This window comes from Gallicola sp. Sow4_E12 (genome assembly GCF_052116305.1).
In the GTDB taxonomy this organism is placed as follows: domain Bacteria; phylum Bacillota; class Clostridia; order Tissierellales; family Peptoniphilaceae; genus JBQKLI01.
Genome location: NZ_JBQKLI010000001.1, coordinates 141,360 through 155,255, shown reverse-complemented (window position 1 = coordinate 155,255; position 13,896 = coordinate 141,360). Strand labels below are relative to the sequence as shown.

At 33.7% G+C, this 13,896-nt stretch carries 11 protein-coding genes; all 11 read right to left on the bottom strand.

All coding sequences use genetic code 11. The features are described 5' to 3' along the window. Nucleotides 1-3: 3 nt before the first annotated feature. Nucleotides 4-1,335: a tRNA (N6-isopentenyl adenosine(37)-C2)-methylthiotransferase MiaB gene (gene miaB / locus ACTQ46_RS00725; RefSeq protein ID WP_441746658.1), complete on the bottom strand. Its 1,332-nt coding sequence runs from the start codon at nucleotides 1,333-1,335 to the stop codon at nucleotides 4-6. 102 nt (nucleotides 1,336-1,437) lie between these two features. Continuing rightward, nucleotides 1,438-2,244: a pyruvate, water dikinase regulatory protein gene (locus tag ACTQ46_RS00720; protein ID WP_441746656.1), complete on the bottom strand. Its 807-nt coding sequence runs from the start codon at nucleotides 2,242-2,244 to the stop codon at nucleotides 1,438-1,440. Between the two features lie 10 nt (nucleotides 2,245-2,254). After that, on the bottom strand, nucleotides 2,255-4,093 hold the full coding sequence (locus ACTQ46_RS00715; RefSeq protein ID WP_441746654.1) for a glycine--tRNA ligase subunit beta: 1,839 nt from the start codon (nucleotides 4,091-4,093) through the stop codon (nucleotides 2,255-2,257). Beyond that, nucleotides 4,083-4,847, bottom strand: coding sequence for a DNA repair protein RecO (gene recO, locus ACTQ46_RS00710; protein ID WP_441746653.1), 765 nt, complete (start codon nucleotides 4,845-4,847; stop codon nucleotides 4,083-4,085). Before recO ends, ACTQ46_RS00715 begins: the two co-directional genes overlap by 11 nt. After that, nucleotides 4,844-5,731, bottom strand: coding sequence for a GTPase Era (gene era / locus ACTQ46_RS00705; protein ID WP_441746651.1), 888 nt, complete (start codon nucleotides 5,729-5,731; stop codon nucleotides 4,844-4,846). The genes recO and era overlap by 4 nt, the downstream gene beginning before the upstream one ends. Then, a complete protein-coding gene (locus ACTQ46_RS00700) occupies nucleotides 5,724-6,134 on the bottom strand; it encodes a cytidine deaminase (protein ID WP_441746649.1) in 411 nt (136 codons plus the stop codon). The genes era and ACTQ46_RS00700 overlap by 8 nt, the downstream gene beginning before the upstream one ends. 27 nt (nucleotides 6,135-6,161) lie before the next feature. After that, the gene (gene ybeY / locus ACTQ46_RS00695) at nucleotides 6,162-6,617 is read right to left on the bottom strand and encodes an rRNA maturation RNase YbeY (RefSeq protein ID WP_441746647.1); all 456 of its coding nucleotides are present in this window, start codon (nucleotides 6,615-6,617) and stop codon (nucleotides 6,162-6,164) included. Then, nucleotides 6,617-7,567 (bottom strand): PhoH family protein, encoded by a 951-nt coding sequence (locus tag ACTQ46_RS00690; RefSeq protein WP_441746645.1) that lies wholly within the window; start codon nucleotides 7,565-7,567, stop codon nucleotides 6,617-6,619. The genes ybeY and ACTQ46_RS00690 overlap by 1 nt, the downstream gene beginning before the upstream one ends. A gap of 14 nt (nucleotides 7,568-7,581) precedes the next feature. Beyond that, nucleotides 7,582-11,796 carry a PolC-type DNA polymerase III gene (locus ACTQ46_RS00685; RefSeq protein ID WP_441746643.1) on the bottom strand — a complete coding sequence of 1,405 codons (4,215 nt, stop codon included), beginning with the start codon at nucleotides 11,794-11,796 and terminating at the stop codon, nucleotides 7,582-7,584. An 8-nt stretch (nucleotides 11,797-11,804) separates the two neighbouring features. Further along, a complete protein-coding gene (gene ispG / locus ACTQ46_RS00680; protein WP_441746642.1) occupies nucleotides 11,805-12,854 on the bottom strand; it encodes a flavodoxin-dependent (E)-4-hydroxy-3-methylbut-2-enyl-diphosphate synthase in 1,050 nt (349 codons plus the stop codon). 9 nt (nucleotides 12,855-12,863) lie between these two features. Continuing rightward, the gene (locus ACTQ46_RS00675; protein WP_441746640.1) at nucleotides 12,864-13,892 is read right to left on the bottom strand and encodes a M50 family metallopeptidase; all 1,029 of its coding nucleotides are present in this window, start codon (nucleotides 13,890-13,892) and stop codon (nucleotides 12,864-12,866) included. Nucleotides 13,893-13,896 lie beyond the last annotated feature (4 nt).

The following is a 13,896-nucleotide window of genomic DNA, read 5'->3' as shown; positions in this document are numbered from 1 at the left end:
TCCTTAGTTAACCATTTCGCCTTTCAATGCAAATGAATTATTTTCAGTAATATGGACATTGACTAATTTTCCAATCAAGTCTTCATCTCCCTTAAAATGGACCAATTTAAAAGTTCGTGTTCTTCCTGCTAGAATAGAGGGATCATTTTTACTGGTACCTTCTACCATAACTTCTTGAATAGTATCCAAATATTCTTTATTTTTTTCGAAAAATATAGGATACATTGTATCTAATAATCGCTGAAATCGATCTTGTTTAACATCATCGGGAATTTGATTTTTCATTTCTGCAGCTCTCGTACCTGGACGTATGCTGTATAAAAAGGTAAATCCTTGTTCATATTCTACTTCTTTTACTAAATCTAAAGTGTCTTGAAAATCTTCTTCTGTTTCGCCTGGAAAACCTACTATAATATCTGTAGATAAACTAATACCGGGTATACGGTCTTTTAGTTTCTTAATGAGTTTCAAGTAGTCTTCTCTAGTATATTTTCGGTTCATTGCTTTTAGCACTGCATTGCTTCCAGATTGAAATGGTAGATGGAGGTTTTCACACACTTTATCCAATGTTGCCATTTTTTCTATTAGTTCATCAGATAAATCTTTAGGGTGGCTTGTTAAGAATCGAATTCGTTCAATACCTTCAATTTTATTTATCTCTTCTAATAACTCAGGAAAGCTGACAGTAGAGTCTTTATCTTTGCCGTAACTATTTACATTTTGACCTAAAAGAGTTATTTCCTTATAGCCTTCTTTAGCCATAAATTGCACTTCTTTAATAATACTTTCAGGGGATCTGCTTTCTTCTCTGCCTCTAGCATAAGGTACAATACAATAACTGCAGAAATTATTGCACCCTGTCATAATATTTACATAACCGATACTTGGATGGGATCGGATCATGTCGAACTGATCGTCTATAGAATCCGTTCTGCTAATATCCATTGCAGTTTTCCCTGTTCTTTTATGTGTATCCATCAGCTCTGGGAGAGAATTTATATTTGATGTACCGAAAATAATATCTACTTGAGGATGTTTCTTCAAAATTACATCCCTCGCCTCACCAGTCTGCATCATGCACCCGCATATTGCCAATAAAGCATCCGGATGTTCTCTTTTCCATTTCTTTAATGCTCCGATTTGTCCGTAGACCTTTAATTCTGCATTTTCACGTACTAAACAAGTATTGAAGATAATAAAATCGCTATTATCATAATTATCTGTTTTGGTATATCCCATATTTTCTAAAATAGCAGCTATTCTTTCAGAATCATGTTCATTCATCTGACAGCCAAAAGTTGCTATCGTATATTTTTTATTATTTATCGTTTCCATATTCACTCCATTTATATTTTAACCAACTCTGTCTATTTTATCATATATTTGTAGAACACTAATCTTCCACCAAAAAAGCACCTGTATAAAGGTGCTTTTGAACTATTTATTCAATAAATCAAGCTGCACTAGAATTTCTTTAGCGGTTTCTTCGATTGTAAAATCAGAAACATCTATAATATCGCATCCTATTTTATTCATTATATCAATAGCATAATCAAGTTCTTCATGAATGCGATTGTCATTCGCATATTCTACATCACCTGATAAACCCATCATCTTTAACTTTTCAATTCTAATCGCATTTAATTTGTCGGGATTAATAATCAAACCTACGATTTTTTTAGGATCGATTTTAAAAAGTTCTTCTGGTGCTTCTATTTCTGGGATTAAAGGGATATTACATACTTTAAAGTTCTTAAAAGCAAGATTTAGCGAAACAGGTGTTTTTGAAGTCCGGGATACACCTATAATAACTATATCAGCTTTTGGTATTCCCCTAGGATCCTTGCCATCATCATATTTAACAGTAAATTCAACACATTCGATTTTATGAAAATAATCTTCTGAAAGCTGTCTTCTCAACCCAATTTCCCTTTTAGGTTCCTGCTTTAAAAAGTCCGCAGTTATCTGAAGAGGATCTGCTAAGAGATCTACAAGTTTGTAATGATTTTCTTCTACTTTTTCTTTAAGATGATTGATCAGCTCTTCTTCAATTAAAGTTGAAAAAACCAAGACCTCTTCACCTGTATTTGTGAACAATTCATCTATTTTTTCTGTACTATTGACTTTATTGCTTCGAATGATATTTGTCTCTTGAATGTCAAAATGTACAAGTATTGCCTTCATAATATGTTCTGCTGTCTCTCCCGTAGAATCGGAAATCAGTATAATCTGTTTTTCTTTCAAAAAAGCCCTCCTAATCTGGGATAAATACTGCATCTATATCATAGATCGAACGTATCATCCGGTTTAGCGGTATTATAATATTATCATAACTTTCATTATGATCAATTTCTTTTGACAATATCATTTTAATAGTCGTTTCGTTTTTTTTCCTGAATTCTTCAACGGATTGGAAAAAATCATTATATTGTTTTTTTTCATACAATTCTTGCCATTCTATAATTTCTGCAGTAAATTCATAATCTTTGTCTGTATTTAAATATTCCTTTTCGTAATCATTTAAAAGAATAATAAATCGTAAAAAATCATTGTCTGAACTTTCAGTAATAGCAGTCATAGCTTTTACTCGATTATAAATATCATAGAGATCAAAGTCTGCATCTTCCATAATACCATCAATGATATAAAATTTATGTCCTTTGCGAATCAGATTATCTTTGAAATTAATTTTGATAATATTAATCAACGGCTGCATTAATTTTTTATGATTTATTGGCACATCAGAATGTTTTAATAATGTAAACAATCCGTCCAAAATTGTCTTTTCAATATTCAATGTCCATTTTGAACCGAGGACAATATCAATAATTCCCAATGCATTTGCCCGTACCAACAACGGGTCTAATTCTTGAGTCTGTTCTCTCATAACATATAGTGTTATTATTTCATCTAATTTATCAACGAATGCGACTATTTTTGCAGATGTGGTAGCAGGAAGTTCTTCATCAGAAAAAGACGGCTGATAATGCTCGCATATGCCTTTAGCGATAATCTCCCTCTCCCCTTGTTCTGCTGCATAGATCATACCTATAGTTCCCCTTAGAATGGGAATCTCTCGTACAACCTTCGTTCCTAAATCTGCTTTTGACAGCAGTGCCAACCGTTCAGTATTTGCTATTGTCTCTTTTCCTACACCAAGTTCTTCAGCAATTATTTTTGAGTAGGTTTCTAGTCTTTTTGTTTTATCTTTATAATTTCCAAAATTTAAATATTCTATATTTTCCAATTCATCGACATATGTTTCTAAGGGTCTATCTAAATCTTCTAATAATAGAGTTCTTACTTCTTCCAGTCGAGTATTTATTTTATTTGTATACTGATCTATATTAACATTGTTTTCATATTCTGCTATAGCTACAAAGTAATCAGAACAGGCGTTATTGTCATCAATAACAGAGATTACTTGGAATTCATTTCTTAAAATCGTATGAATAATTTCATCCTGCAAGGCTAAATAACGTGCATCAAATCTTCCAAGTTGTGGTTTCGGATAATCATATATATTGCTGTATAAATTGATTAATTTTTTTGGTCGGTATAAATTGTCTCCATGTTCGCGTACTAATTTATTCGCTTTGATAGAAAGCTGATTCTTTCTCTTTTCCAGTTCTAGCAAAATAGAATTATTCTCTAATGTCTCTCTATAATCTTGTATAGAATCTATCTGAAAGTACTCTTTTCGATCAGACTTATATTCATATATATCATCCGTTTGATCAAAATGGATTAACTTATCATGAAAAACACATTGTATCCAAGTTATATAGTGGATGAAATGACATTTTCTTGAATCGACTTCATTATAGATTGGAATTGTAACATTCGATATAATCTTAGGAATAGTTTCTTTAAAAAAAGAAACTAAACTCTCTATTTCAGTATCTGTATCTTGCAGATTTTGAACGATTAAAACAATTCGTTTTTTCGTTGATTCTACTGTTATTTTATCGAAATGAATATGGTTAGAGTAAAGACATTTTGAAAACTCTTCATCTAAAACTCTTTTAACTAGACCCGTTAATTCCGTAGGGAAGTTTTCAATACCCATTTCTAATAATAAATCATTTACCATGTTGTTTTCTCCATTTTTCAGATAGACACATCCTTTCTATAAAGTTCATAGAATGCAATTGCGGTATATCATAAATATATTTGATATACTCAATCAAAGAATTAAATATCTTTTCTTTTGAATATATGTCTATATCAAATTTTCCTAGAATTTCTAGTCTATTATACAGTAAAGCATAGAGATATTCTAGTTCATATTTTCTGAATACTATCTCATTATGTTTTACTTTACTGTCCTCTAAACCGATAAATATTCCCTCTTCCAATGAAAAGATAAAATCCGAACAACTATTTAGCAGCTCTAGATTCAACAGAGGTTTAAACCCCTGAAAACTTATATATTTAATTAAAAAACCATTAACAATATTTAAGAAATCATCTTCTGAAATTTTTATAAAATCCAAAGTCTTAATAAAAAGATCATAGGATTTATAGTCAACCATATTTTCCATAATTGATAGTTCAATGATATTTACAAATAAATTAATGAAGCTATAAACTTTTATATTATGTCTAATTTCATAGTGAGAATTAATTAACTCATAATCTGTACAATAATAAAAATTTTTACCTCTTTCTAAAGTAAAACAGCTTTCTGCAAAGACCTCATAGGATAACGGCAGAAAATTTTTTTTGTTTCGAACCAATAAAGAAACCATGCCTAATTCTCTGGTATATAGCTTTAGAATCAGGTTATTTTCTTTATATTTCATAGAATTAACAACGATTCCATGAATGTTTTTCAACTCTATCATTTATGAAAACCAAGTCTCTTTAATTTCTGTTCGTTAGCTCGCCAATTTTCGTCTATCTTAACCCATAGTTGAAGATTTACTTTTTCGTCTAAAAACTTCTCGATATCAACACGAGCAGTTGAACCGATTTTTTGAATCATTTTTCCGCCTTTGCCGATAACCATTCCTTTATGTGATTTTTTTTCGACAACTATAGTTGCATCAATATCCATTAGTTTACGATTATTTCTTTCTTTCATAGATTCAATTGTAACAGTTATACCATGAGGAATTTCATCTTTAAGAAAAAGAAGCGCCTTTTCTCGAATTAATTCTGACACAATGGTCCGCTCTGTTTGATCTGTAATCGCATCTTCCGGATAAAACATAGGCCCTTCCTCTAAATTACGATACAGAGCTTCTAGATACAAGTGAATATTTCTGCCGTTTAATGCAGAAATCGGAATGATACTTTCAAATATGTTATATTTCTTGTACATTTCAACAATTTCTTCCAGCTTATTTTCAGAGACAAGATCCATTTTATTGATCACAAGTATAATCTTCTGGTCTAGAGACTGTAATTTTTCCAATATATAGTTTTCGTTTTCCCCTATTGTATCGCTTATATCGACAACATAGGTAATAATATCTACATCTTTTAAAGCAGATTCAGAAATATCCAGCATATATTCCCCTAATTTATTTTTAGGTTTTTGTATCCCTGGAGTATCGATAAATATAACCTGCATTTCTTCATTTGTAAAGATCAGCTGAATTCTACTTCTCGTAGTCTGAGCTTTATTTGTGACTATAGATAATTTTTGTTCCATTATATGATTTAATAAAGTCGATTTCCCAACGTTAGAACGACCGACAACTGTGACAAATCCTGATTTAAACATCTTCTTCTCCAATATCTTCTTTTGTAAAAGCATAAGGCAGCAGTTCATTTACACTATAGACTTTAAAATTATGAGTATCTTTTCCAACAATAACCAAAGTTTCTTTATCCGAAAATTCTACAAGGACTTGTCTGCAGATTCCACATGGATGTGTATAATCTGAATCTCCTGCAATCGCCAGCATTTTTATTTTCTTAGAACCGGAATGTACTGCGGTACTTATTGCAACCCGTTCTGCACAGATGGTAGCCGGATAACTGGAATTTTCAATATTTGATCCTGTATAAATATTTCCATCTTCTGTTAAAACCGCGGCTCCTACATGAAATTTTGAATAAGGTGCATATGCATGCTCTTTCGCCTCGATTGCCTTTTTAAGGATGTCCTCTTTTAGATATTCCATAATTTCACCTCTGCTTTCTTTAATTAATCAGCTGTTCTTATATATACCCACTGCTCGTACGATTGCCTTTTCTTTTTCTCTCATGATCTTTTTATCCGATTCCTCTAAATGATCATAGCCTAGCAGATGAAGCATCGAATGGATGGTTAAATAAACCATTTCTCTTAAAAGACTGTGACCAAACTCTTCTGCTTGCTCTTTTGCTTTTTCAACAGAGATTATTACGTCTCCAAGGGGCTTATCTTCTCCATCTATAGCAAATTCAAAATCTACAGGAAAGGATAAAACATCTGTTTCTCGATCAATATCTCTATATTCTCTGTTTAAAGCTTGTATTTCATCATTATTTACAAAAGAAACAGAGACCTCTTTATCTAAAGATAGACGTTCTTCCTCCAAGGTTTTCTGGATAGAGTCAATCATTATTGAGAGGATACTGTCTTCGATTTTTATGTCCTGCCTGTCTTCAAACATGATATTCATTATTTATCGTCCTTTTCATAAGCTTCAATTATTCTTTGAACTAAGGGATGGCGAACAACATCTTCTTTTTTGAAGGTCATAAATTCTATTCCCTTTATATCTTTAAGAATATTAGATGCGCTGACTAATCCAGATTTTTTTCCCCTAGGCAAATCTACTTGAGTAATATCACCGGTAATAACAGCTTTGGATCCATATCCGATTCGTGTTAAAAACATCTTCATCTGCTGTGACGTAGTGTTTTGCGCCTCATCTAATATAATATAGGAGTCGTCTAATGTTCTTCCTCTCATATAGGCTAAGGGGGCTACTTCAATCAAACCCTTTTCTACTAGTCTTTGATAATTTTCAAATCCAAGAATATCAAACAATGCGTCATAAAGAGGTCTTAAATAAGGATCTATTTTTTCTTGGAGATCACCCGGTAGAAAACCTAAGCTCTCTCCTGCCTCTACTGCAGGTCTTGTAAGAATAATACGGCGGACTTCATTGTTTTTAAAAGCCTTAATCGCCATTGCCATGGCCAGATAAGTTTTACCTGTACCTGCTGGACCAATTCCAAATACGATATCATTTTTTTTAATCGCGTTGATATATTTATATTGTCCTAATGTTTTTGCCCGTAAGATCTTACCTGATGCAGTATAACTGATCGGCTCTTCCAATAATTTCTCCAATTCCTCCCCTTTTCCAATCAAAACCGAATCAATTGTGTAATTCAGCTGTTGATCCGTAAGAGGCTGTTTTTTTATAATCCGAACTAATTGCTCGATCAATTCATAAGTTTTCTCAGCTTTTTCTTTTTCGCCGATAATTTCTATTCCTTCTGAATTAATTTTCATCACAACATTAAAGCTGTTTTCTATTATTCTTTTGTTTTTATCTAAATCACCAAATATTTGGTGAATCATATTTTCGTCATTTATAGTATAAACAAGTTTCTCCGACATAAATTCTCCTTAGTTTATAAAAAACTCATTTGGTTTGTTTCTGGCAGTCCGTCCAATGTACCATGTTCTCTTAAAGCTTCTATTGCTACTTTATTGATCTTGGTTCTCTTGACAAGCTCTTGAATCGAAATAAATTCATCGTTTTGAGCCTCTTTGTATATTGAGATGGAATGAGAATCAGAAACCCCTTCTAACGCTCTAAAAGGGGGCTGAATAAACCCTTTTTCCGGTACAGTGAAGCGCAGCTTGTCTGAGTGTTTAAAACTCACAGGCTTCGATTCTATCCCTCTTGCATACATTTCTTCTATTACTTCTAATAAATTATATACCGATTTTTCCTTAGGAGAAACATCATTTCCTAAAGATTTTATTCGTTCCATTTCATCTTTTATGGCTTCTATTCCTTTAGCCACAAGATTTCCAGGATAATCTGCAATCTTAATCGTAAAATAAGTCGCGTAAAAAGCTTCTGGATAATGCACTTTAAAATAAGCTATACGATAACTCATAAGATTGTAGGCTACTGCATGGGCTTTTGGAAATAGATATTGTATCTTTTTACAAGAATCGATATACCAAGACGGCAAGTCGTACTCTTCCATATATTGAATCGTCTCTGGGTCGAGGGGTCTTCCCTTTCGAACAGTTTCCATGATTTTAAAGGCTTTTTTATTGTCTAATCCCTTTAAAATCAAGAAAAGCATAATATCATCCCTTGTACATATTGTTTCTTTCAGTACAGCTTTCCCCTCTCTAATAAGATCTTGGGCATTATTAAGCCACACATCTGTACCATGAGACAAGCCGGAAATACGGACTAATTCAGAAAAAGTGGTCGGTCTTGTGTCCTTGAGCATTTGTCGAACAAAACCTGTACCGAACTCAGGAATACCTAACGTTCCTACTTCCATTTCGCTTGCATCATATTTCATGTTCAAGCTTTCCACAGATCTAAAAACTTCCATTGTTTCTTGATCGTCCATTGGAATATTGATAGCATCTACTCCTGTCAGATCGCTCAGCATCTTAATTATCGTAGGAACATCATGGCCTAAAAGATCTAGTTTCAGAATCCTGCCGCTGATTGACTGATAGTTGAAATGTGTTGTAATAATATCGGAATTTATATCATCTGCAGGATGCTGAATCGGACAAAAATCAGTAATATCTTTATCTCGTGGCACAACCATAACTCCGCCAGGATGCTGTCCGGTAGAACGTTTAACACCGACTATCCCCCTTTGATAACGTCTGACGGCTGCAGGATGGAGATTGACTTCTCTCTTTTCAAAATATTTTTTGATGTATCCAAAAGCAGTATTTTCTGCAATAGTCGTAATTGTGCCTGCTCTAAATACCTTGCCTTTACCGAACATTTCTTCTGTGTATTCATGGGCTGTAGACTGATATTCCCCTGCAAAGTTGAGGTCGATATCTGGTTCTTTGTCCCCTTCAAAGCCTAAGAAAACTTCGAAGGGGATATCAAAGCCATCTCTTTTCATTAAAGTTCCGCATTTTGGACAGATTTTATCTGGCAAATCCACACCGGATCCATAAGAACCGTCTAGAATAAATTCAGAGTGATTGCATTCCGAACAAATATAGTGAGGTGGCAGAGAATTTACTTCCGTAATATCCGCTAAAAAAGCAACTAAGGAAGAACCAACGGAACCACGGGATCCGACAAGGTAGCCGTCTTCATTTGATCGCTTAACAAGTTTTTGAGCGATAATATATAAAACCGCATAGCCGTTTGAAATAATTGATGTCAGTTCTCTATCAATACGTTTTTCTACCAGTTCCGGCAATGGGTTTCCGTAAATATTGTATGCTTTCGTATAAGTAAGATTTTTAAGTTCTTCATCCGAACCTTCAATTACTGGAGGAAATGTTCCATCCGGTATCGGCTTTAGATCTTCAATTTGCTCTGCTATATTGTGTGTATTATCAATTACAACTTCCCGAGCTTTATCACTTCCCAGATAATCGAATTCCTTCAGCATTTCTTCTGTAGTTCGAAGATAGTAATAGCCTTCTTCTTCTAAATTACGATTGCCTTGACCTTCTAGGATAATATTTCTAAACACGAAATCTTCTGAATTTAAATAATGAACATCACCTGTTGCTGCTACTGGAATATTCAACTCCTCACCGATCCCGGTTATTTTTTTATTAATTTCAATAAGCTCATTTCTGTCAGATGCCTTGCCACGTTTTAATAAGCTTAAATTTTGATTAATCGGCTGAATTTCTAAAAAGTCGTAAAAGGATGCTATTTTTTTAACTGTTTCCTCAGTTTCTTTATTTAGTATTGCTTTGTAAAGTTCGCCATTGCTGTTTCCGCTTCCAATTATTAGTCCTTCTCTGTATTTCTCTAAGATAGACTTGGGAACTCCTCCAGTTTTGAAAAAATAATGTAATGATGATTCAGATACCATCTTGTATAAATTTTTTAAACCTGTATAGTTTTTTGCATAGCATAAAGCGTTATGGCTTTCATTTTTAGATTTTGGCCATTCTGTATCCAGCTGATTTATATTTTCATCTAATTTGATGTTTTTCTCAGAAAGAAAGTCGATCATTTTTAGAAATATATTCGCTGTAGCTTTTGCATCGTCTGACGCTCTATGGTGATTTTCAAGTTTTACTTCTAAGTGTTTTGTTAATGTGTTTAGTTTGTGATTTCTTAATTCCGGATATAGAGCTCTTGCCAAAGCTAAAGTATCGATAAAAGATCTGCTCCAAGAGATAGAAAGTCTTCTGCAGTTTTCGAAAATAAAAGCTGTATCAAAATCAGCATTATGAGCTACAAGAATAGAATCTCCTACAAAGTCTAGAAACTCTGGCAGTACTTTGTCGATTACAGGCTCGTTTTCAACCATCGCATTTGTAATCCCTGTCAGTTCAACAATTTTCGGTGGAATATTTTTTTCAGGATTGACAAGCTGATTATAGACCTCTGTAATTTTTCCGTCGATTATTTTAACAGCACCGATTTCTGTAATCCGATCGTTTCTGCTGGAAAGTCCTGTTGTCTCGATATCGAAAACTACAAATGTATTAAAAGAATTTTCCTCTTCTTTTTTTGTGAAGATTCGTATATAATCTTCTAAAAGTTTCATTTCCATTCCGTAAAGGGCCCGAATATTTTTACCATTAACGGCATCAGCTATATCTGGAAAAGCCTGTACAACTCCTTGGTCCGTAATTCCTACAGCTTCATGACCCCAATTTTCTAATTCTTTTATCAAAGCTTTTGGAGAAATAAAACCATTTGAAGCACTAAACTGAGTGTAAGCATGAAGTTCTATACGTTTATCAGGCGATAAATCTCTGCGGTCTGCTATGCTTGCAGATTCTATGGATCGAACCATAATACAATTATAGTTGCTGAAACTATCGTATTGCATATTACCCATTACTTTTAAGGAATTGCCTTCTGTAAATAATTCTTTTATTTCTTCATATTTTTCTGGTTTCAAAAATAATTTGCAGATTGTAGCTCCTGATTGGTCATTGATGTCGAAAATAACGATAATTTTTTTGGATTTTGTCTCTCTGCTTTCCACATTATAAATTTTTCCTTTAATTACCGCTTCGTAAGAATCTGAAGTTAAACTTTGGATATCTTGAGGCTCTCCTTTGATTTTTCTGCCATAGGAAAGTGATGATTCCTTTTTTTTAGGTTTTTTTATACTTCGATTGACTGCCGCTGCAACAGTTCGAACCGTATTTAGTTCTTCTTTCTCGTTTTTTTCCAAAAAGTCATCGTTGCTTAGTTTTTGTTCATATAAAAGGTTCAATTTAAATTCTACGCCGCATTCCTTTAAAAGATCTTCTTTTAATCTTGAATGCAATCCTTTGTTTTCAAATGTTTCCTTTGCCATTTGATAAGGAAAATGAATCGTAATTGAATTCTTGTCGATCATGATATTTTGGATATCTATACAGGCAACACAGGATTCATTATATTGGTTTAGCAAGTTTTGAATAAATTCATTTGTACATTGTTTAACTGTTGATTTTTTACTATATAAAACAATTGCAATTTCAGGGATCAATGCACTTAATTCTGTCTTAATTTGTTCCTCTATAGCAGAAATATCATTTTTGAAATAGAGTTCTAATCGTTTTGATCTTTTATTAAATAGGATACGTTCAAACTCATATTCTTCCTCAAGAAATATATCCTTATTTGATTTTGAAAGTATATCATTTAAATTATTCAACAAATCACCTACAATTGTTCAATCTCTTCAATTAAAGCAGACAATAATTCTTCTTCCGGAACTTTTCTAAGAACAACACCTTTCTTAAAAAGGATACCCGTTCCCTTTCCTGCTGCTATTCCGATGTCTGCTTCTTTTGCTTCTCCAGGTCCATTTACAGGACAGCCCATAATCGCTACTTTAATATTCTTGTCCATCTTATCTAGAATTTCATCTGCCTGCTCTACTAGACGTATTAAATCAATCTTCGTTCGCGCACATGTCGGGCAAGAAATAATATCGATGCCTTCCTGCCTTAGATCTAATGCTTTTAAAATCTCTTTTCCTACCTTGATTTCTTCTTCTGGATTGCTGGTTAATGAAACTCTTAAAGTATCGCCTATGCCTTGGCTTAGCAAACTGCCGATTCCAACAGCTGATTTGATGGTTCCTTTAAATGGCGGACCTGCTTCTGTTATACCAAGATGAAGCGGATAATCGGATAGCTCTGAAAATCTTTTATAAGCCCCTATACTCATGTTTACATCAGAAGACTTTAAAGATATTTTCATATTATAAAAATTCAAAGACTCTAAATACTCGATTTCTTCTAAGGCGCTGTAGCAAATTGAATCAACATTTACCCCTCCGTATTTATCCAGCATATTCTGATGAATAGATCCGCTGTTGACTCCAACTCTCATAGGAACTCCATAATGATTGCAGCAGTTTACAAGTTCTTTAACCTTTTCTTTCAAACCGATATTTCCCGGATTAATACGCAGACAGTCTGCCCCGTTTTCCACCGCTGCTATAGCAAGTTTATAATGAAATTGTATATCTGCTATGAAAGGTATATTTGTCTTTTCTTTGATTTCCCTTATAGCTTTTGCATCCTCCATATCGTTAATAGCACTTCTGGTTAGATCGCAGCCTAAACTTTCAAATCTTAGTATTTGGCTGACGGTATCGTCAATATTTTTTGTATCTGTATTCGTCATAGATTGAATAGTAATAGGTGATCCTCCTCCAATAGAAACATCACCTACCATAATTTTTTTCGTTTTTCTTCTTTCCATTATGTCCCCTTAAAATATTCTTCGTACGTCGTTAATACTTACGAACAAAATTAATCCCAACAATAATAATAAACCTATCCCATTGATTAGCGCTTCTTTATTTTTTGGTAGTTTTTTTCCTGTTGCCATTTCTATAAGAATCAGCACTGCTCTTCCTCCATCTAACGCTGGAAAAGGCAGTAGATTTAATACCCCTAAATTCACATTTATATAAGAAACGAAAAACAGAAGAGAGATCAATCCTGTATTTGCTTGTCTGCCGATTTCAGATACTACACCTACAGGCCCCGCTAGATTAGAAACTCCTAAACGTCCTGTAAATAACATCCCTAGAATCTGACCCATCATAATCATCATTGCCCCAAACTGAGAAAAACCGCCTGCGATTCCTCTTATAAGGGAAAAATTGCTTAAAGAAGCATTCTGTACTCCCTGCATTTGTATGCCGATTTGATACAACTGGCTTCCTTCCGTGCCTTCTGCCGGTTCTGCAGCTGCAGTAATGGTATCTTCATTTCCGTCTCTTATGATTTTATAATTTAATTCTCTGCCGCCAGACTCTAAAATCATCGTTTGGATTTGACTCGTATTTGTTATCTTTGTATTTTCAACTTCTGTTATAACATCTCCGGGCATAAACCCGCTTCGTGATGCGGGAGAGTTTTCAGCAACGGAAGCTATATTGACAGTTGTGATCGTGAAAGTTTGAATAAAGATACAAATCAAGAGAGCAAACAAGAAATTCATTAATGCCCCGGCTATAATAATAACAAACCGCTTAGCTGCAGAAACATTATCGAAACTTCTTATATCATCTGATTCATCGTCTTCACCCTCCATTGCACAGTAACCGCCGATAGGAAGGACACGTATAGCGTATAATGTTTCTGCTCCCTGTTTTTTAAATAATGCCGGACCCATGCCGATTGAAAACTCGTTGACTTTTACGCCGGATTTTTTTGCTGCTATAAAGTGTCCGAACTCATGGACAAAAATTACAATTGAAAATACTAATATTGCTGCTAAAATTGTTATCATCAAA